The organism is Asaia astilbis JCM 15831, assembly GCF_000613845.1.
Classification (GTDB): domain Bacteria; phylum Pseudomonadota; class Alphaproteobacteria; order Acetobacterales; family Acetobacteraceae; genus Asaia; species Asaia astilbis.
Genome location: NZ_BAJT01000001.1, coordinates 184,949 through 203,833 on the forward strand (window position 1 = coordinate 184,949; position 18,885 = coordinate 203,833).

Genomic DNA, 18,885 nt, shown 5'->3' on the forward strand with positions numbered 1-18,885 from the left:
GCCGGTAGTGAAAGAGTCAAAGCGGGCGACATTCTGTCGCGCGCTGCATTTTGTTGGAAGCGAGTAAATCGGGCCCCGGTCCGGTCTCGCATTAAGCAAGGATCGGGAAGGGCGTATGCCGACCATCAACCAGTTGATCGCCAAGGGCCGTGAGCCTGCCGCCAAGCGGAATAAAGTGCCGGCCCTTCAGGGTTGCCCCCAGAAGCGCGGCGTGTGCACGCGCGTCTATACGGTTACCCCGAAAAAGCCAAACTCGGCCCTGCGTAAGGTGGCTAAGGTGCGCCTGACCAACGGGTATGAGGTCGTGAGCTACATCCCCGGTGAAGGCCATAACCTGCAGGAACACAGCGTCGTGCTGATCCGCGGCGGCCGTGTAAAAGATTTGCCGGGTGTGCGTTATCACATCCTGCGCGGCGTGCTTGACACGCAGGGCATCGCCAAGCGTCGTCAGCGCCGTTCGCTGTATGGCGCGAAGCGTCCGAAGTAAGAGGAAATTCAGGCATGAGTCGCCGTCATCGCGCTGTTAAGCGTGAGATCCTTCCCGATCCGAAGTTCGGAGATGTCGTCATCACGCGTTTTATGAACGCCCTGATGTACGATGGTAAAAAGTCCACAGCCGAGGGCATCGTCTATGGAGCGCTGGAATCAGTGCGCCGTCGCGGTGGTGCTACAGCTGACCCGGTCGCCATGTTCCATGCGGCCCTGGACAACGTGAAGCCGGCCGTAGAGGTCCGCTCCCGCCGTGTCGGCGGTGCGACCTATCAGGTCCCCGTCGAAGTCCGCACCGAGCGCCGTCAGGCTCTCGCGATCCGCTGGCTGATCGACGCCTCGCGTAAGCGCGGTGAGAACACGATGCAGGAGCGTCTCTCCAACGAGTTGATGGACGCGATCAACAATCGCGGTTCCGCCGTCAAGAAGCGTGAAGACACGCATCGCATGGCTGAAGCAAATAAAGCGTTCAGCCACTATCGTTGGTAAGCTTTTACGGCTAACCGGTTTCGCCGGATGTCTCGCGTAGAGACGTCCGGTACGAATTAGCAATCTTCCCCGCCGCAACTCCTTCGGCGGTGGGTTATGGAGAGAATGATGGCTAAGGCTAAATTTGAGCGGACGAAGCCGCACTGCAACATCGGCACCATCGGTCACGTTGACCATGGCAAGACTTCACTGACGGCTGCTATCACGAAGACGCTCGCCAAGTCCGGCGGCGCGACCTTCCGTGCATATGACCAGATCGATGCGGCTCCTGAAGAGCGCGCTCGTGGCATCACGATCTCCACCGCTCACGTTGAGTACGAGACGAAGAACCGTCACTACGCCCACGTCGACTGCCCCGGCCATGCTGACTACGTCAAGAACATGATCACCGGTGCCGCTCAGATGGACGGCGCGATCCTGGTTGTGTCCGCTGCTGACGGCCCGATGCCGCAGACGCGTGAGCACATCCTGCTCGCTCGCCAGGTCGGTGTGCCGGCTCTGGTTGTCTTCCTGAACAAGGTTGACCAGGTTGATGACGCCGAGCTCCTCGAGCTGGTGGAAATGGAAGTTCGTGAACTTCTTTCGTCCTACCAGTTCCCTGGCGACGATATCCCCATCATCAAGGGTTCGGCTCTTGTGACGCTTGAAGACGGCGACGCAGCAATCGGTGAAGACCGCGTGCTCGAGCTGATGGAAGCTGTTGACGCCTACATCCCGCAGCCGGAGCGTCCGGTTGACCGTCCGTTCCTGATGCCGATCGAAGACGTGTTCTCGATCTCTGGCCGTGGTACGGTTGTCACGGGTCGTGTTGAGCGCGGCATCGTGAACGTCGGTGACGAAGTCGAAATCGTCGGCCTCAAGGACACCATCAAGACGACCGTTACGGGCGTTGAAATGTTCCGCAAGCTGCTTGATCGCGGTGAAGCCGGTGACAACATCGGTGCACTGGTTCGTGGCACGAAGCGCGAAGACGTCGAGCGTGGCCAGGTTCTTGCAAAGCCGGGTTCAATCACCCCGCACAAGAACTTCAAGGCTGAGGCTTACATCCTCACGAAGGAAGAAGGCGGACGTCACACTCCGTTCTTTACAAACTATCGTCCGCAGTTCTATTTCCGCACGACCGACGTCACTGGCGTTGTTCAGCTGCCGGAAGGCACGGAAATGGTCATGCCGGGTGACAACATCGCTATGGACGTCGAGCTCATTGCTCCGATCGCCATGGACGAAGGTCTCCGCTTCGCTATCCGCGAAGGTGGCCGCACCGTCGGTGCAGGCGTGGTCTCTTCGATCGGCGCCTGAGTTTAAGCACGGGTCCTGATTTGTGGCAGGCCCCGGTCGGAGAAATCCGGCCGGGGTCGGCTTTCAAAGGGACCAGGAGGGAGCAGGGTAAGACCCGAACCCCAACGAGTTGGATTATTGGTAAGATGGACAACCAGAACATCCGCATTCGCCTAAAGGCGTACGATCACCGCGTGCTCGACAACAGCACGAAGGAAATCGTAAACACGGCGAAGCGTACGGGTGCGCGGGTTCGGGGTCCTATCCCGCTACCGACGCATATCGAGCGGTTCACTGTGAACCGTTCCCCACATGTGGACAAGAAAAGCCGCGAGCAGTTCGAGATTCGAACTCATCGCCGCCTGCTCGACATTGTTGAGCCGACACCGCAGACCGTGGACGCCCTCATGAAGCTCGACCTCGCCGCTGGCGTTGATGTCGAGATCAAACTTTAAGGTCCAGACGATGCGTACCGGATTGATCGCAAAAAAGCTGGGTATGACCCGGCTATTCAAGGAAGATGGCACACATGTGCCGGTCACAGTGCTGCATCTCGACGAGGTCGAGGTGGTGGATACCCGCACGCAGGAGCGTGATGGCTATACCGCAGTACAGGTCGGCATGAGCAAGGCGAAGGTGAAGAACGTCACCAAGCCGATGCGTGGCCATTATGCTCGCACCAAGGTGGAGCCGAAGAAGACTCTTGTCGAGTTTCGCGTGGCAGAAGATGCCGTGCTTGAGGCTGGCACGAAGCTCTCTGCGGCCCATTTCGTCGTTGGCCAGAAGGTCGACGTCACCGGCACCAGCAAGGGCAAAGGCTTCGCCGGCGTCATGAAGCGCTGGAACTTCGCTGGTCTTGAAGCCTCCCACGGCGTGTCCATCAGCCATCGTTCGCATGGTTCGACGGGTCAGCGCCAGGATCCGGGCAAGGTCTTCAAGGGCAAGAAAATGGCCGGTCATATGGGTGACGAGCGAATCACGACGCTCAACCTCGAAGTGGCAGCCGTAGACGCCGAACGCAACCTGATCATGGTTCGTGGTTCGATTCCGGGTGCCAAGGATGGCCTGGTGATGATCCGCGATGCGATCAAGAAGGCCCGCCATGCAGATGCGCCGTATCCGGCAGCAACTGCAGCGGCCGCCGGTTAAGGACTGAGGGCGATGGAATACGATATCAAAACCCTCGATAATGGCAGCGCCGGAACGGTGTCTCTGCCAGAGGAGCTGTTCGGCGCGACTCCGCGTACGGACATCATGGCACGCGTCGTTCACTGGCAGCTGGCCAAGCGCCGCGCCGGTACGCACCGTACCAAGGGCATGGGCGAGGTTTCTGGCACGACCAAGAAGCCGTACCGCCAGAAGGGCACAGGCTCGGCACGTCAGGGCTCGCTGCGCGCACCGCAGTTCCGCACCGGTGGCGTCGTGCATGGTCCGGTCGTTCGCGACCATGGCTATGACCTGCCCAAGAAGGTGCGTCGCCTCGGCCTGATTTCTGCGCTGTCGCAGAAGGCCGCAGCCGGCAAGCTGATCGTGATCGATCAGGCAGCAGGTGTGACCAAGACCCGTGAAGCCGCTGCAAAGCTGGCTGCACTCGGCTGGTCGTCTGCTCTGATCGTTGACGGTGCCGTCGACGTGGCATTCGGTCGCGCTGTGCGCAACCTGCCCAAGATCGATGTGCTGCCCACGATCGGTGCCAATGTGTATGACATTCTGAACCACGACGTTCTGGTGCTGACGCGCGCTGGGCTCGAGGGTCTCAAGGAGCGCCTGGCATGACCACGAGCATCGTTCTTGCGCGCCGTAACAAGGCGCAGCGCATGACGCGTGAATCGATGTTCGACATCGTTCGCGCGCCGCTCATCACCGAAAAGGCGACGGCCCTTTCTGAGCGCAACCAGGTTGTTTTCCGCGTGGCCCTGACGGCCGCTAAGCCGGAAATCAAGGTTGCGATCGAGACGCTCTTCGGCGTCAAGGTCGTCTCCGTGAACACGCTGGTGCAGAAGGGCAAGACCAAGATGGTCAAGGGCCGTCCTGGTCGCCGTTCGGACATCAAGAAGGCGTATGTTCAGCTTGCGGAAGGTCAGTCCATTGACCTTACCGCGAAGCTGGGCTGACGCGGGATAGGATACCATGGCACTAAAGCACTTTAATCCCACGACGCCGAGCACACGTGGCACGGTTCTGATTGACCGCAGCGAGCTCTACAAGGGCAAGCCGGTCAAGCAGCTGACCGAGGGTAAGAACAAGTCCGGTGGCCGTAACAACCACGGCCGCACGACATCGCGTTTCCGTGGTGGCGGGCATAAGCAGTCGTATCGCTATGTCGATTTCAAGCGTCGCAAGTTCGACGTTTACGGCACGGTCGAACGTCTCGAATATGACCCGAACCGCACGGCCTTCATCGCACTGATCAAGTACGAAGACGGCGAGCTTGCCTACATTCTGGCTCCGCAGCGCGTTAAGGTCGGCGATCAGGTTATTGCTGGCCAGCGCACAGATGTGAAGCCAGGCAATGCGATGCCGCTCGGTTCGATGCCAGTTGGTACGATCGTGCACAACATCGAGCTGAAGCCCGGTGCAGGCGGCAAGATCGCGCGTTCGGCAGGCACCTACTGCCAGCTCGTCGGCAAGGACGCCGGCTATGCGCAGATCAAGCTCCAGTCTGGCGAGCTGCGTCTCGTCCGTGGCGAATGCATGGCAACTGTTGGCGCGGTCTCGAACCCCGACAACATGAACCAGCATCTCGGCAAGGCCGGTCGTAACCGTTGGCTCGGCCGTCGTCCGCATAACCGCGGCGTCGTCATGAACCCGGTCGACCATCCGCACGGTGGTGGTGAAGGTCGTACCTCTGGTGGCCGTCATCCGGTTACGCCTTGGGGCAAGCCGACCAAGGGCTACAAGACTCGCGTTAACAAGAAGACGGACAGCCTGATCATCCGTCGCCGCAAGACCGGCAAGTAAGAAGGGGGCAAACAGAGATGGCACGTTCCGTCTGGAAGGGCCCGTTCGTTGACGGGTACTTGTTCGGCAAGGCCGAAGCATCACGCGCTTCGGGTCGTAATGAGGTGATCAAGATCTGGTCGCGTCGTTCGACGATCCTGCCGCAGTTCGTCGGACTCACGTTCGGCGTTTATAATGGCCACAAGTTCCTGCCGGTGCAGGTGACGGAAAACATGGTCGGGCACAAGTTCGGTGAGTTCTCGCCGACACGCACGTTCCCCGGTCATGCTTCCGACAAGAAGTCGAAGCGGGGCTGATCATGAGCAAGCCGAAGCACATTCGCACACTCGCTGACACGGAAGCGCAGGCAGTTGCCCGCAACATCCGCGTTAGCCCGCGCAAGCTGAACCTGGTTGCGGCAATGATCCGCAACAGCCGGCAGATAAGGCGATCGCAGCGCTGACGTTCTCGCGTCGCCGCATCGCTCAAGAGGTCCGCAAGGCCCTTGAGAGCGCTGTTGCAAACGCAGAGAACAATCACCAGCTCGACGTCGATCAGCTCGTGGTCAAGACCGCAGAAGTTGGCAAGTCGATCGTCATGAAGCGTTTCCACGCTCGTGGTCGTGGTCGCTCCTCGCGCATCGAGAAGTTCTTCAGCCATCTGAAGATCGTCGTTGCCGAGCGCGCTGCAGACGAAGCGCCGGCGCCGAAGGGCAAGGGCAAAGACGCAGCAGAGCAGAAGGCAGCCTGATATGGGACACAAAGTCAATCCGATCGGGCTCCGGCTCGGCGTTAACCGCACCTGGGATAGCCGCTGGTACGCTGGCACCGACTATTCCCGTCTGCTGCATGAAGACCTGAAGCTGCGCGCTTACCTGCGTCGCAAGCTTTCGGGTGCAGGCGTTTCTCGCGTTGTCATCGAGCGCCCGGCCAAGAAGCCGCGCGTTACGATCTACGCAGCACGTCCGGGCGTTGTCATCGGCAAGAAGGGCCAGGACATCGACAATCTGCGCAAGGATCTGAGCCGTCTGGCCAAGACCGATGTTGCGCTGAACATTGTCGAAATCCGCAAGCCCGAGATCGATGCGACTCTGGTCGCTGAGAACATTGCACAGCAGCTTGAGCGTCGCGTCGCCTTCCGTCGCGCCATGAAGCGTTCTGTTCAGTCCGCCATGCGTCTCGGCGCACAGGGCATTCGTATCAACTGTTCGGGTCGCCTCGGCGGCGCAGAAATCGCTCGCGTTGAGTGGTATCGCGAAGGCCGCGTGCCACTTCATACGTTGCGCGCCGACATTGATTACGGTATCGCCACTGCGAAGACGACCTATGGTACGTGCGGTGTGAAAGTCTGGATCTTCAAGGGTGAAATCCTTGCCCATGATCCGATGGCTCAGGACCGTCGTGCAGCGGAACAAGCGCCGCAGCGCTGAGCAGTAGATTATGACAAGCGCCGCGAGGCGCATGAGGATACGACACCATGCTTTCCCCGAAGCGGACTAAGTTTCGCAAGGCCCATAAGGGCCGCATTCATGGGTTGGCCAAGGGCGGAACGACGTTGAATTTCGGCGCGTTCGGCCTTAAGGCTCTTGAACCCGAGCGTATCACGGCTCGCCAGATCGAAGCGTCACGTCGCGCGATCACCCGTGCCATGAAGCGTGCAGGCCGCGTTTGGATCCGGATTTTCCCGGATCTGCCAGTTTCCACGAAGCCTGCCGAGGTCCGCATGGGCTCCGGTAAGGGCTCGCCCGAATTCTGGGTAGCTCGTGTGAAGCCCGGCCGCGTGCTGTTTGAAATCGAAGGCGTGCCGCCAGAAGTGGCACGTGAAGCACTGGCTCTTGGTGCGGCTAAGTTGCCGATCAAGACCAAGTTCATCACCCGGATTGGGGAGGTCTGATCATGGCTGACGCTTATAAAGTCGCTGATCTGCGCGCCAAGTCCGCTGATGAGCTCGATGCTCTTCTTCTGGATCTGAAGCGTGAGCAGCTGAACCTCCGGTTCCAGGCTGCCACGGGTCAGTCCGAAGGAGTCGGACGAGTTCGTGTTCTCCGTCGTGCGATTGCTCGCATCAAGACGGTTGCACATCAATCGAAGAACAAGGTGGGCGCAAAAACGTCCACCGCAGAGTCCTGAGAGGAGACGGACGATGCCAAGGCGCGTCCTGACAGGGCGAGTGACAAGCGACAAGATGGACAAGACGGTTACCGTTCTTGTCGATCGCCGCATTATGCACCCGCTCTATAAGAAGTTCATTCGTCGTTCCAAGAAATACGCGGCGCATGACGAGCTGAATGAGTGCAAGACCGGTGATACGGTTCGCATTGAAGAATGCGCACCCATTTCCAAGCGCAAGACCTGGACGGTGATTACCCGTAATGGCGCGGCCCTTGAGGCAGCTCCTGCGGCACCGGCTCAGGCGTCAGCGTAAGAGGGGACTGAGAAATGATCCATCCCGAGACCAATCTGGAAGTTGCCGATAACTCCGGCGCTCGTCAGGTGCAGTGCATCAAGGTGCTGGGCGGTTCCAAGCGGAAGACCGCCTCGGTCGGCGACGTGATCGTCGTGTCCGTTAAGGAAGCAATTCCTCGCGGCAAGGTGAAGAAGGGTGACGTCCATCAGGCCGTCATCGTTCGCACGTCCTACCCCGTTCGTCGCGCTGACGGCAGTGCAATCCGCTTCGACAAGAACGCGGCTGTGCTGATCAACAAGTCGATGGAGCCCATCGGCACGCGTATCTTTGGCCCGGTGGTTCGTGAACTGCGTGCACGCAAGTTCATGAAAATCATCTCCCTGGCTCCGGAGGTGCTATAATGGCTGCTCGTATTAAGAAGGGTGACCAGGTTCTGGTCCTCTCCGGCTCTTCGCGCGGCACGCGCGGCGAGGTTCTCTCTGTCCTGCCGAAGGTCGAAAAGGCCATCGTGCGCGGTGTAGCGGTGGCCAAGCGTCACCAGAAGCCGTCACGTACGAACCAGGAAGGCGGAATCATCGCTAAGGAAATGCCGGTTCATCTGTCCAACCTGAAGCTCGTTGACCCGAAGAGCGGCAAGCCGACTCGCGTTGGTTTCCGTCAGCTTGAGGACGGCCGCAAGGTCCGCGTCGCCAAGGTGACCGGCGAAGTAATCGAAGGCTAAGGGGGCGACTATGAGCGAGACCATTATCCGCGTTCAGCCACGCCTGCAGCAGCGTTACAATGACGTCCTTCGTGGCCAGCTGCGTGAGCAGTTCGGCTACAAGAACGCCATGCAGGTGCCGAAGCTGGAAAAGATCGTGCTGAACATGGGCGTCGGCGAAGCCGCGGGCGACCAGAAGCAGCTCGACGCAGCTGTTGCCGAAATGGCAGCAATCTCCGGTCAGAAGCCGGTCAAGACTGTTGCCCGTAAGGCAATCGCCGGCTTCAAGATCCGTGAGGGTCTGCCGATCGGTTGTAAGGTGACCCTGCGTCGCACGCGTATGTACGAATTCCTCGATCGTCTTACGACGATTGCGATGCCGCGCATCCGTGACTTCCGCGGTCTGCCCCCGAACAAGGGCTTTGACGGTCGTGGCAACTTTGCCATGGGCATCAAGGAGCAGATCGTGTTCCCGGAAATCGACTACGACAAGATCGATTCCGTACGTGGCATGGACATCATCTTCGTCACCACGGCGAAGACGGATGAAGAGGCAAAAGCGCTGCTTAAGGCGTTCGATCTGCCCTTCACTGCCTGATTTATTGGGTTGAACCGGGTTTTTTCCTTTCCAAAGGAAGCCCGGCTCCCTATATACACACGCTGTTTGGAAAACCGTTGGGATTGGCCCGACAGGTTCCGGGAGAAGATTTAGCATGGCAAAGATCTCCGCCGTGAACCGCAACGCTAAGCGCGCCCAGATGGCGCTGCGCGATAAAGCGAAGCGGACCGCGTTGAAAGATATCATCAAGGACCGGACCCTTCCGGTAGAGGAGCGTTTCGACGCAACCCTGAAGCTGGCAGAAATGCCGCGTAACGGGTCGCGCGTTCGGTTCCGTCTGCGTTGCAAGGTTTCGGGACGTCCCCGCGCGAACTACCGCAAGTTCGAGCTGAGCCGTATCGCTCTGCGCGACCTGGCCTCAACCGGCCAGATCCCCGGTATGGTTAAGTCGAGCTGGTAAGGTAGAAAGCGAATGTCCCTTTCCGATCCGTTGGGTGATATGCTCACCCGTATTCGCAATGCTCAGCGTGCCCGTCACGCGGCTTGCATCTCACCGGCTTCAAAGCTGCGTGCCAACGTTCTGGAAGCGCTGCGTCGCGAAGGCTATATTCGTGGGTATTCCACGGAAGAGCTGCGCGCCGGTATCTCCCAGCTTCGCATCGAGCTGAAATACGCTGATGGCCAGCCCGTGATCAAGGAAATCCACCGCGTGTCCAAGCCGGGCCGTCGCGTGTATTCCAAGATCAAGGAACTGCCGCGCGTCTATGCCGGTCTCGGCGTGTCGATCCTTTCCACCCCGCGCGGTATCCTGTCGGATATCGAGGCTCGCGCCGCTAATGTCGGTGGCGAAGTCCTCTGCCGCGTCTTCTAAGGAGGATCACATGTCACGAGTAGGCAAATATCCGGTTGTCATTCCTGCAGGCGTTGAAGTTTCAATCGCTGACGGAACGCTGACGGCCAAGGGTAAGCGCGGTTCGCTCACCATGCCTCTGACCCGCTTCGTTGAAGCGAAGGTCGAAGACGGCAAGGTCACCGTGCGTCCGGTTGGTAATCGCTCACGCGAGACCTGGACGATGTGGGGAACGACCCGTGCGGTCGTCGCCAATGTCGTCAAGGGCGTTTCCGAAGGTTTCAGCAAGACGCTCGAAATCACCGGAACGGGTTTCCGTGCCAGCGTCCAGGGCTCGAACCTGGTCATGAATCTCGGGTACTCCCACGACGTCGTTTACCCGGTCCCGGCTGACGTCAAGATCACCACGCCCCGTCCGACGGCCATCACGGTCGAAGGCAACGACAAGCAGCGTGTTGGTCAGGTTGCGCTCGATATCCGCAACTTCCGTAAGCCGGAACCCTATAAGGGCAAGGGCGTGCGGTACGAGACCGAAGTTCTCCGTCGTAAGGAAGGCAAGAAGAAATAATGGCTACGCAGCATGGATTGCAGGAACGGCGCCGTCAGCGGCTTCGCTTCCAGCTTCGCCGCAAGAGCGGTGGCCGGCCGCGTTTGTCGGTCTTCCGCTCAGGCAAGAACATTTATGCACAGGTCATCGACGATGCGCAGGGCGTGACACTCGCCAGCGCTTCGACCCTCGAAAAGACCCTGCGCGACGCTGGCAAGACCGGCGCAAATGTCGAAGCCGCTTCGGTTGTCGGCAAGCTCGTTGCAGAGCGTGCGCTCGCAGCTGGCGTGACGGCGGTCGTTTTCGATCGCGGTGCATATCTTTATCATGGCCGCGTCAAGGCGCTGGCCGAAGCTGCCCGTGAGGGCGGCCTTTCGTTCTAAGGAAGGATCACACATGGCACGTGAGCCAAGAGAAGGCGGCCGTGGTGGTCGCGAGCGGGAACGCGAAGGCGACGATCTGGTCGACAAGCTGGTCACGATCAACCGTGTAGCCAAGGTGGTTAAGGGCGGACGTCGTTTCGCTTTTGCCGCACTGGTTGTGGTTGGTGATCAGAAGGGTCGCGTTGGGTACGGTGCGGGTAAAGCTCGTGAAGTCCCCGAAGCGATCCGCAAGGCGACCGAACGCGCCAAGCGCACCATGATCCGCGTTCCCATGAAGGAAGGTCGTACGCTTCATCATGATTCTTTCGGGCATTTCGGTGCTGGTAAGGTCGTGGTGCGTGCAGCTGAAGCCGGAACAGGGATCATCGCAGGCGGCCCGATGCGCGCTGTCTTCGAATCACTCGGTGTGAATGACGTCGTTGCGAAGTCCCTCGGGACCCGTAACCCGCATAACATGGTCAAGGCCACATTTGCAGCGCTTGAGCGTTGCAGCAGCCCCCGCGCTGTTGCAAGCCGTCGTGGCAAGAAGGCTTCCGAGCTGTTCGCGAAGCGTGAAGCTTCGTCAGAAGAGACCGTGGAGGCGACCAATGGCTGAGAACAAGACTGTTCGCGTCAAGCAGATTGCTTCTGCTATCGGGCGTAAGCCTGGCCAGGCCGATACCCTTATCGGTCTCGGTCTGCGCGGCATCGGCAGCGAGCGTGAGCTGGAGGATACACCTTCGGTTCGCGGCATGATCCGCAAGGTCGCCCACCTCATCCAGGTGGAGGGTTGATATGAACCTCAATGAACTCCGCGATAACGAGGGTTCTCGTTACCGCAAGAAGCGTCTGGGCCGTGGTATCGGTTCAGGCAAAGGCAAGACGTCCGGTCGCGGCGTTAAGGGTCAGAAGGCGCGTGAAGGCGTCTCGCTGAACGGCTTCGAGGGTGGTCAGCTTCCGCTGTACCGTCGTATGCCGAAGCGCGGGTTTAAGAACATCTTCCGCAAGGAATTTGCTCCGATCAACCTGGGCACCATTGATCGCGCGATTGCTGACGGCAAGCTCCAGGCAGACGTTACGATCACGGAAGACGTTCTCCGCGCTGCCGGTCTGGTTGGCACTGGCAAGTATGCCGGTATCCGCCTGCTGGCAAAGGGTGAACTGACCCGCGCAGTGACCTTCGACATCTCCGGCGCCTCTGCATCCGCTATTGCGGCTGTCGAAAAGGCTGGTGGCTCTGTCAAGGTTGCCGCGAAGGCTGAGGCTCCCGCCGAGGCTTGATCGCCCAAAAGAACGTTCTGCACCGGTTGCGGTGTAGGGCGGGCATAGGTAATCATAAACAGCGTCCCGCGCCCGCGCGGTGACGCTGTTTTTGTTGAAAGGACCGGTGGATGGCCTCCGCAGCCGAGCAGCTTGCCGCCAATCTCAATCTGAGTTCGTTCGCCAAGGCGACCGAGCTGAAAAAGCGTATCTGGTTCACGCTGGGCGCACTCATTATCTATCGTCTCGGCACCTACATTCCGGTGCCTGGGGTCGATGCGACGGTCATGGGTCAGCTTCTGCATCAGAACCAGGGCGGCATCATCGGCATGTTCGACATGTTCACCGGTGGTGCACTCGGTCGTATGACCGTGTTCGCTCTCAATATCATGCCCTATATCAGTGCCTCGATCATCGTGCAGCTGCTGTCGACAGCCCTGCCGTCGCTGGAAGCGCTGAAGAAGGAAGGCGATCAGGGCCGCAAAAAGCTCAATGCTTACACGCGTTACCTGACCGTGCTGATTGCCCTGTTTCAGGCCTATGGCATTGCGATGGGACTCGAGCACATCACGAATAACGGGGCCAGTGCCGTCGTTACACCGGGGCCGTTCTTCATTCTGTCGAGCGTTATCACCCTCGTGGGTGGCACGATGTTCCTCATGTGGTTAGGCGAGCAGATCACGTCTCGCGGCGTCGGTAATGGCATTTCGCTGATTATCTTTGCCGGTATCGTGGCCAACCTGCCTCATGCCCTCGCGAGCCTTTTCCAACTCGGATACACGGGCGCGTTGTCACCGTTCTTCGTGCTGCTGTTCCTGGTGCTTGCGGGCGCTACCATCGCGTTTATCGTGTTTATGGAGCAGGCTCAGCGTCGTGTGGTGATTCAGTATCCCAAGCGTCAGGTTGGAAGCCGGATGTTCGGGGGCGATTCCTCGCATATGCCGCTCAAGGTCAATACGGCGGGCGTTATTCCTCCGATCTTTGCGTCTTCTGTCCTTCTGATTCCGGTCACGATCTCCGGCTTCATGAATGGCAAGAACATGCCGGGGTGGTTGAATACGCTTGGGCAGGAGTTCGGGCAGGGGCAGCCGCTCTACATGATTTTCTATGCGGCGATGATTCTGTTCTTCTCGTATTTCTATGCGGCTGTGACCTTCAATCCTGAAGAGACAGCAGAGAATCTGCGCAAGCAGGGCGGCTTCGTGCCGGGGATCAGACCGGGTTCGAATACGGCGCGTTATTTCGATCGGATTCTTTCCCGCCTGACGACGATCGGTGCGCTCTACCTTGTTGCCGTGTGTCTGCTGCCGCAGATTCTCATCAGCCGTTACAACGTGCCTTTCTACTTCGGCGGAACGAGCCTCATCATTATCGTGTCGGTTACGATCGATACGATGACGCAGGTTCAGTCCCATCTGGTGGCGCATCGCTATCAGGGCCTGATCCGCAAGCAGCGCGGCGGACGTGGTAACGCCAAGGGAGATCAGTCTCGAGGAGTGCGTCGCCGATGAACATTATCCTTCTCGGTCCGCCCGGTGCGGGTAAGGGCACGCAGGCCCAGCGCCTCGAGCAGGATTTCGGTCTGAAGCAGATCTCCACCGGGGATATGCTTCGTGCCGAGATGGCCGCAGGGACGCCTTTGGGTCTGAACGTGAAGTCGATTGTCGAATCCGGGCAGTTTGTGCCGGATCCGGTCATGATCGACCTTATCCATAGTCGGACACTCCAGTCCGATTGTGCGCAGGGCTTCATTCTCGACGGGTTTCCCCGTACGGAGAGCCAGGCGGAAGCGCTGGATACCATGCTGGCAGCGCGTGGCATGAAGATCGATGCCGTGCTCCTGCTCGGTGTCGACGCGGAGCAGATTGTTGGGCGTCTCGCGCAACGACGCGCCCCGGATGGCTCACGCAGAGCAGATGATGAACCCGATACGGTGCGTCGGCGTATACAGGTCTATCAGGACCAGACGGCGCCAATTTTGCCGTATTATGAGAGTGCAGGACGCTTGCGTCAGATAGACGGTATGCAGGACGTACAGTCTGTTCATGAGGCGATTGTCTCGGCTCTCGGTCTGAACAAGGGGTCTGAGTAACGTCGATCACGCAAATGTGAACGGTTTTATTTGACTCAAGGGGGGGTGCTCGATATATCTCGCGCCCTCGACACAGGTGCTGTCAGGTCTGGTGGTCGTCACCTCAACGGTGATCGATTCTTTGCCGGATCGAACAGCTTCGATTGAACTGGCCCGAATTTCGGGTCGAAGCAGAAAAGAGAGCCTGGCCTTCCGGTCAGGCAGGGAGTGAGTGGCGTGGCGCGTATTGCCGGCGTAAATATTCCGACGAACAAGCGGGTAGTCATTGCCCTGAGCTACATCTACGGCATTGGTCCGTCGACGGCGAAGGCAATCTGCACGAAGCTTGAAGTTCCTGATGCGAAGCGCGTTAACGAGCTGAGCGACGACGAGATCGTGAAGATCCGCGAACTGATCGATGCAGATTTCCGCGTTGAGGGTGACCTCCGCCGTGAAACCGCGATGAACATCAAGCGTCTGATGGACCTTGGTTGCTATCGCGGTCTGCGTCATCGCCGTGGTCTGCCGGTGCGCGGCCAGCGGACGCACACGAACGCCCGTACCCGTAAGGGCAAGGCCGTGGCGATTGCCGGTAAGAAGAAAGCTACGCGCTAATTCGCGCATCTTAAGCGGATCGTGGCGAGCGACGGCCTTCAGGCTGTTCTCGTCCCTTCGCTCATTGCTAAGTTTGACAGGACGACCTCACTATGGCCAAGGCCGCAGCCCCGCGCATCCGTAAGAAGGAGCGCAAGAACATTATCTCTGGTGTCGCGCACGTTCTTTCGACGTTCAACAACACCATGATCACCATCTCCGATGCCCAGGGCAATTCGATTGCCTGGTCTTCGGCTGGCGCCCAGGGCTTCAAGGGTTCGCGTAAGTCGACCCCGTATGCTGCTCAGGTTGCTGCTGAAGACGCTGGCCGCAAGGCTCGCGATCACGGCATGGAAACTCTTGAGATTGAAGTCTCGGGCCCGGGTTCGGGTCGTGAGAGCGCCCTCCGTGCCCTTCAGGCTGTCGGGTTTTCCATCACGTCGATCCGCGATATGACTCCGGTGCCGCATAACGGTTGCCGCCCGCGCAAGCGTCGTCGCGTCTGATTGACTGCGGCCCCATCAGGGGCCGTCTGTCTCTCACCACCCGTCCGTAGGTGGTTCTTCCTGTCGGGAGAGCCACCGGCACGTTCTGACCGCACTACGGTGCGGTTGATGTTCCGTTGGTGCCCAGCGGGACAAGTTGTTTGAAAGGCCACGACATTGGTCCTCCAGAAGAACTGGCAGTCCCTTATCAAGCCGGAAAAGCTGGAAGTCGCGCCCGGCTCCGTGCCCACGCAGACAGCCACGGTGATCGCCGAGCCGCTGGAGCGTGGTTTTGGCATGACGCTCGGCAATGCGATTCGTCGCGTTCTGCTGTCTTCGCTTCAGGGTGCCGCTGTGACGGCGATCCAGATCGACGGCGTGCTGCATGAGTTTTCGTCCGTGCCGGGCGTCCGCGAGGACGTGACGGATATCGTGCTGAACATCAAGCAGCTTGCCCTGCGTATGCACGGTGAAGGCCCCAAGCGTATGGTGCTGACGGCCACCGGCCCCGGCGAAGTGCGTGCAGGCCAGATTCAGGCAGGTCATGACATCGAAATCATGAACCCTGACCTCGTTATCTGCACGCTCGATGACGGCGTTAAGTTGGGCATGGAATTCACGGTTAACATGGGCAAGGGTTACGTCCCGGCCGCAGCTAACCGTCCGGAAGATGCACCGATTGGGCTTATCCCCATCGATGCGATCTACTCCCCGGTCCGCAAGGTGTCTTACAAGGTTGAGCCGACCCGCGTGGGTCAGGTCACCGACTATGACAAGTTGTTGCTCACGCTTGAGACGAACGGTGCGGTTACGCCGGAAGACAGCCTGGCTTTGGCTGCTCGCATCCTGCAAGACCAGCTTCAGCTGTTCATCAACTTCGATGAGCCGCGTCCGGTCCGTCAGGAAGAGCCCCGTGACGACCTGCCGTTCAACCGCAACCTGCTTCGCAAGGTTGACGAGCTTGAGCTTTCGGTTCGTAGCGCCAACTGCCTGAAGAACGATAACATCGTTTATATCGGTGACCTGGTGCAGAAGTCCGAACAGGAAATGCTGCGCACGCCGAATTTCGGCCGCAAGTCGCTGAATGAAATCAAGGAAGTTCTGACTTCCATGGGTCTGTCGCTGGGAATGAATGTTCCGGCCTGGCCTCCCGAGAACATTGAGGATCTGGCGAAGCGTCTCGACGAGACGTTCTGAGCCTTATCCGGTAGAAAGTAGAGTAAGGAAACCCGATCATGCGTCATGGTGTTGCTGGGCGTAAGCTCAATGTTACCTCGACCCACCGCGCAGCTATGTTCCGCAACATGGCCGTGGCTATTATCAAGCACGAGCAGATCACGACGACGCTGCCGAAGGCGAAGGAAATTCGTCCGGTCGTCGAGAAGCTGATCACCCTCGGCAAGCGTGGCACGCTCCACGCTCGTCGCCAGGCATTTGCACATCTTCGTGACGAGACGATCGTTGCCAAGCTGTTCTCGACGATCGCTGAGCGTTATCAGGGCCGTTCGGGTGGCTACACCCGCGTCCTAAAGGCTGGCGTCCGTTATGGCGACAATGCTGACATGGCCGTTGTCGAGATGGTCGATCGCGACGTGGAGGCCAAGGGCAAGGATAGCGGCCCGGTCTTCAACCAGTCTGGTGAAGAGCCCATGGCAGCCTGAAGCTAACAGCTTCTTGCGCTTTGCAGAAAGCCGGACGGGAAACCGTCCGGCTTTTCTGGTTTATGGCTTACAAAATGGGCGCAGTTCGTTTAAGACCGCCCTTGAGCTGATCATGAACAAGCCGAGCGCGATGCTTGGGATAATTGTTCATGTCTGATGACGTTTCTGTTTCATCACAGATTCGTGAGGTTGGGATGGATATAAGAGCGCTCACCAGCGTTCACCAATCCTGATCACCCATACGGTCCGAGCACTCTCGTAGGACCAGTCACCACGCTTCCCATGCCGCCCCGGGCAATGAGGTCCGGTACGCTCGTGTCGCGTGTAGATACAGGAGAGCTTCTTTGTCTGAGGCAAGCACCACCCAGAAACGCGGGATCGCTGAGATCCTGGGCATCCCACGCCCCCTCTTCTTTGGCTTCGTCGGCCTTCTCCTCTTCATGATCGGCGACGGCGTTGAGGCGGGGTATCTCGACACCTTCATGCTCCATAACGGTCATACGCAGGGCGATGTGAACCTGCTCTTCACGACCTATGGCATAACGGTCATGATCTCCGCCTGGTTCTCCGGTCCGCTTTCGGATCTCTACGGTCCGAAGAAGGTCATGTGGATTGGCCTGATCCTCTGGGCGCTCCTTGAAGTCGGGCTGCTTGCTCTCGGTCTTGGACCGAACAATTTCACCATGACGCTCATCTTCTACACGCTGCGTGGTTTTGCCTATCCGCTCTTTGCCTATGGCTTCCTGGTCTGGATTGCGGCAGCGACGCCAGCAAATATGCTGGGATCTGCGGCTGGCTGGTTCTGGTTCTCCTTTTCGGCGGGTCTGCCGACACTCGGTTCGCAGTTTGCCCGCTACGCCATTCCTGCCATTGGCGAACTGGCGACATTCTGGTGCTCGCTCGGTCTCGTGGTGTTCGGTGGCCTGGTCGCTCTGCTGTTCACCCATGAGCCGACCGGCAAGAAGCGTCTTCTTCCGGATGACGTCAGCACGCGTGACATCTTTTTCGGCTCGATCTCGATCATGTGGCGTGAGCCCAAGACCCTGATCGCCGGTATCGTCCGTACGATCGACACGTCGTCGGAATATGCATTTCTCGCCATCATGCCCGCGTTCTTCATTGACCATCTCGGGTTCACTCAGGGCCAGTGGCTGAACCTTCTGTCTCTGATCTTCCTCAGCAACATTCTCTTCAATCTGGTTTCAGGGATGCTGGCGGACGCCTGGGTCATCGTTTCATTGTCGCTGTCTTCGGGGGCATTGGCGGCTTTATTTCGATCCCGCTCTTCTACTACGTTCCTGTCTGGTATCCGGGTAACTTCGTCGCTGCGGCTGCCGTGGGTATCTTCTACGGCGCGACTGTTGCTGCCTTCGTGCCGCTGTCCGGCCTGATGCCGCAGATCTGCCCGAAGGAAAAGGCAGCAGCGCTGTCGATCCTTGGTCTTGGCGCAGGTGCGAGCACCTGGGTCGGTCCGGCGATTGCTGGTATTTGCGGAAGCGTTTTCGGCTTTGGCATGGAAGGGATCATCTGGGCCTTCGCTGTAATCTATCTCGCAGCTGCCGGGATGACGATTACATTGCGGATCTCCGACGAAGCCCGTCGCTACACGCAGGAAGCCATTGCCCGCGGTGAGTCGGTTACGGCGGTCGGTCACTGATAAAAAGCGGGCGGTTCTTGCGGGCCGCTCCCTATCATCTGGCTTGTTGAGGAAATGCCGTTGGCCAAGGTCAACGGCATTTTTGATTCTGTGCTGCTGCGGAGGGAATGCGCATCCCTACGCCGCCGTTCTGACGATTGAAGAGGCGGGCCACAGATCGGGAGACGTCTGAGGTCTGGATGACGTTCGGCAAGATCTTCGGCGGGCCTGAGCCGAACTGCAGAGCCTGTAAGCGGGTCTTGTGAGGCGAACTTTTATCGCAGGACCGCGTTGACGCTCCCACAGAACAACGAGGGGTCCCCCATGCTGAAGCTAGCCATATTCTTTCTGATCATCTCCCTGATCGCGGGTCTTTTCGGGTTTACCGGTATTTCGGCGGCATCGGCGGGGATCGCGAAGATTCTGTTCTTCCTGTTCATCGCGCTGTTCGTGCTGTTTCTGGTCATCGCGGTTTTCGTCGGCAAGGCTGTGACCTGAGCCTGCGCGATTGAACACCATAAGAAACGGGGGAGGGCCTTGCGGCTCTCCCCCTTTTTT

At 59.0% G+C, this 18,885-nt stretch carries 30 protein-coding genes and 2 pseudogenes; all 32 read left to right on the plus strand.

The genetic code is table 11. The features are described 5' to 3' along the window. Positions 1-115 precede the first annotated feature (115 nt). The 32 genes and pseudogenes from rpsL (at position 116) to JCM15831_RS20725 (ending at position 18,825) form a co-directional block, all read left to right on the plus strand. Positions 116-487: a 30S ribosomal protein S12 gene (rpsL, locus tag JCM15831_RS00815; RefSeq protein WP_023979007.1), complete on the plus strand. Its 372-nt coding sequence runs from the start codon at positions 116-118 to the stop codon at positions 485-487. 14 nt (positions 488-501) lie between these two features. Further along, positions 502-978, plus strand: coding sequence for a 30S ribosomal protein S7 (gene rpsG, locus JCM15831_RS00820; protein ID WP_025822017.1), 477 nt, complete (start codon positions 502-504; stop codon positions 976-978). A gap of 108 nt (positions 979-1,086) precedes the next feature. Next, on the plus strand, positions 1,087-2,277 hold the full coding sequence (tuf, locus tag JCM15831_RS00825; RefSeq protein ID WP_025822019.1) for an elongation factor Tu: 1,191 nt from the start codon (positions 1,087-1,089) through the stop codon (positions 2,275-2,277). 125 nt (positions 2,278-2,402) lie between these two features. Beyond that, positions 2,403-2,711, plus strand: a complete 309-nt coding sequence (gene rpsJ, locus JCM15831_RS00830; protein WP_007282720.1) for a 30S ribosomal protein S10 — start codon at positions 2,403-2,405, stop codon at positions 2,709-2,711. A gap of 10 nt (positions 2,712-2,721) precedes the next feature. Beyond that, positions 2,722-3,405, plus strand: a complete 684-nt coding sequence (gene rplC / locus JCM15831_RS00835) for a 50S ribosomal protein L3 (protein ID WP_025822021.1) — start codon at positions 2,722-2,724, stop codon at positions 3,403-3,405. 12 nt (positions 3,406-3,417) lie between these two features. Continuing rightward, positions 3,418-4,032 carry a 50S ribosomal protein L4 gene (rplD, locus tag JCM15831_RS00840; RefSeq protein ID WP_025822023.1) on the plus strand — a complete coding sequence of 205 codons (615 nt, stop codon included), beginning with the start codon at positions 3,418-3,420 and terminating at the stop codon, positions 4,030-4,032. A gap of 41 nt (positions 4,033-4,073) precedes the next feature. Continuing rightward, entirely contained in the window at positions 4,074-4,370 is a 297-nt protein-coding gene (locus JCM15831_RS00845; RefSeq protein ID WP_198024212.1) for a 50S ribosomal protein L23, read from the plus strand. 16 nt (positions 4,371-4,386) lie between these two features. Next, positions 4,387-5,217, plus strand: a complete 831-nt coding sequence (gene rplB, locus JCM15831_RS00850) for a 50S ribosomal protein L2 (RefSeq protein ID WP_025822028.1) — start codon at positions 4,387-4,389, stop codon at positions 5,215-5,217. Positions 5,218-5,234: 17 nt separating this feature from the next. Next, positions 5,235-5,513, plus strand: coding sequence for a 30S ribosomal protein S19 (gene rpsS / locus JCM15831_RS00855; protein ID WP_023979000.1), 279 nt, complete (start codon positions 5,235-5,237; stop codon positions 5,511-5,513). A 2-nt stretch (positions 5,514-5,515) separates the two neighbouring features. Next, positions 5,516-5,946, plus strand: a pseudogene (rplV, locus tag JCM15831_RS00860) (50S ribosomal protein L22). Between the two features lies 1 nt (position 5,947). Further along, on the plus strand, positions 5,948-6,625 hold the full coding sequence (rpsC, locus tag JCM15831_RS00865; protein WP_025822032.1) for a 30S ribosomal protein S3: 678 nt from the start codon (positions 5,948-5,950) through the stop codon (positions 6,623-6,625). A 47-nt stretch (positions 6,626-6,672) separates the two neighbouring features. Continuing rightward, entirely contained in the window at positions 6,673-7,089 is a 417-nt protein-coding gene (rplP, locus tag JCM15831_RS00870) for a 50S ribosomal protein L16 (protein ID WP_025822034.1), read from the plus strand. 2 nt (positions 7,090-7,091) lie between these two features. Then, on the plus strand, positions 7,092-7,325 hold the full coding sequence (gene rpmC, locus JCM15831_RS00875; protein ID WP_025822036.1) for a 50S ribosomal protein L29: 234 nt from the start codon (positions 7,092-7,094) through the stop codon (positions 7,323-7,325). A gap of 13 nt (positions 7,326-7,338) precedes the next feature. Beyond that, positions 7,339-7,620, plus strand: coding sequence for a 30S ribosomal protein S17 (gene rpsQ / locus JCM15831_RS00880; RefSeq protein WP_025822038.1), 282 nt, complete (start codon positions 7,339-7,341; stop codon positions 7,618-7,620). Positions 7,621-7,634: 14 nt separating this feature from the next. Further along, positions 7,635-8,003 carry a 50S ribosomal protein L14 gene (gene rplN, locus JCM15831_RS00885; protein WP_025822040.1) on the plus strand — a complete coding sequence of 123 codons (369 nt, stop codon included), beginning with the start codon at positions 7,635-7,637 and terminating at the stop codon, positions 8,001-8,003. Continuing rightward, on the plus strand, positions 8,003-8,323 hold the full coding sequence (gene rplX, locus JCM15831_RS00890; RefSeq protein ID WP_025822042.1) for a 50S ribosomal protein L24: 321 nt from the start codon (positions 8,003-8,005) through the stop codon (positions 8,321-8,323). The genes rplN and rplX overlap by 1 nt, the downstream gene beginning before the upstream one ends. Before the next feature lie 10 nt (positions 8,324-8,333). Continuing rightward, positions 8,334-8,900, plus strand: a complete 567-nt coding sequence (rplE, locus tag JCM15831_RS00895; protein WP_025822044.1) for a 50S ribosomal protein L5 — start codon at positions 8,334-8,336, stop codon at positions 8,898-8,900. Between the two features lie 115 nt (positions 8,901-9,015). Beyond that, entirely contained in the window at positions 9,016-9,321 is a 306-nt protein-coding gene (rpsN, locus tag JCM15831_RS00900) for a 30S ribosomal protein S14 (protein ID WP_025822046.1), read from the plus strand. Between the two features lie 12 nt (positions 9,322-9,333). After that, a complete protein-coding gene (rpsH, locus tag JCM15831_RS00905; protein ID WP_025822048.1) occupies positions 9,334-9,732 on the plus strand; it encodes a 30S ribosomal protein S8 in 399 nt (132 codons plus the stop codon). A gap of 10 nt (positions 9,733-9,742) precedes the next feature. Then, on the plus strand, positions 9,743-10,279 hold the full coding sequence (rplF, locus tag JCM15831_RS00910) for a 50S ribosomal protein L6 (protein WP_025822050.1): 537 nt from the start codon (positions 9,743-9,745) through the stop codon (positions 10,277-10,279). Continuing rightward, on the plus strand, positions 10,279-10,641 hold the full coding sequence (gene rplR, locus JCM15831_RS00915) for a 50S ribosomal protein L18 (protein ID WP_025822052.1): 363 nt from the start codon (positions 10,279-10,281) through the stop codon (positions 10,639-10,641). The genes rplF and rplR overlap by 1 nt, the downstream gene beginning before the upstream one ends. Before the next feature lie 13 nt (positions 10,642-10,654). Continuing rightward, positions 10,655-11,236: a 30S ribosomal protein S5 gene (gene rpsE, locus JCM15831_RS00920; RefSeq protein WP_025822054.1), complete on the plus strand. Its 582-nt coding sequence runs from the start codon at positions 10,655-10,657 to the stop codon at positions 11,234-11,236. After that, positions 11,229-11,414 carry a 50S ribosomal protein L30 gene (rpmD, locus tag JCM15831_RS00925; RefSeq protein ID WP_025822056.1) on the plus strand — a complete coding sequence of 62 codons (186 nt, stop codon included), beginning with the start codon at positions 11,229-11,231 and terminating at the stop codon, positions 11,412-11,414. The genes rpsE and rpmD overlap by 8 nt, the downstream gene beginning before the upstream one ends. Position 11,415: 1 nt before the next feature. Next, the gene (rplO, locus tag JCM15831_RS00930; RefSeq protein ID WP_025822058.1) at positions 11,416-11,901 is read left to right on the plus strand and encodes a 50S ribosomal protein L15; all 486 of its coding nucleotides are present in this window, start codon (positions 11,416-11,418) and stop codon (positions 11,899-11,901) included. 110 nt (positions 11,902-12,011) lie between these two features. Then, positions 12,012-13,391, plus strand: a complete 1,380-nt coding sequence (secY, locus tag JCM15831_RS00935; RefSeq protein WP_025822060.1) for a preprotein translocase subunit SecY — start codon at positions 12,012-12,014, stop codon at positions 13,389-13,391. After that, the gene (locus JCM15831_RS00940; protein ID WP_025822062.1) at positions 13,388-13,972 is read left to right on the plus strand and encodes an adenylate kinase; all 585 of its coding nucleotides are present in this window, start codon (positions 13,388-13,390) and stop codon (positions 13,970-13,972) included. The genes secY and JCM15831_RS00940 overlap by 4 nt, the downstream gene beginning before the upstream one ends. 216 nt (positions 13,973-14,188) lie before the next feature. Beyond that, entirely contained in the window at positions 14,189-14,566 is a 378-nt protein-coding gene (gene rpsM, locus JCM15831_RS00945) for a 30S ribosomal protein S13 (RefSeq protein ID WP_025822064.1), read from the plus strand. A gap of 92 nt (positions 14,567-14,658) precedes the next feature. Then, the gene (gene rpsK / locus JCM15831_RS00950) at positions 14,659-15,051 is read left to right on the plus strand and encodes a 30S ribosomal protein S11 (protein WP_025822066.1); all 393 of its coding nucleotides are present in this window, start codon (positions 14,659-14,661) and stop codon (positions 15,049-15,051) included. A gap of 156 nt (positions 15,052-15,207) precedes the next feature. After that, positions 15,208-16,227: a DNA-directed RNA polymerase subunit alpha gene (locus JCM15831_RS00955; RefSeq protein ID WP_025822068.1), complete on the plus strand. Its 1,020-nt coding sequence runs from the start codon at positions 15,208-15,210 to the stop codon at positions 16,225-16,227. Between the two features lie 38 nt (positions 16,228-16,265). Then, complete coding sequence (rplQ, locus tag JCM15831_RS00960) at positions 16,266-16,691, plus strand: 50S ribosomal protein L17 (RefSeq protein WP_025822070.1); 426 nt, start codon at positions 16,266-16,268, stop codon at positions 16,689-16,691. A 344-nt stretch (positions 16,692-17,035) separates the two neighbouring features. Further along, positions 17,036-18,348 (plus strand): annotated as a pseudogene (locus JCM15831_RS15575) (MFS transporter). A gap of 303 nt (positions 18,349-18,651) precedes the next feature. Next, on the plus strand, positions 18,652-18,825 hold the full coding sequence (locus JCM15831_RS20725; RefSeq protein ID WP_023978976.1) for a DUF1328 domain-containing protein: 174 nt from the start codon (positions 18,652-18,654) through the stop codon (positions 18,823-18,825). Positions 18,826-18,885: the final 60 nt, after the last annotated feature.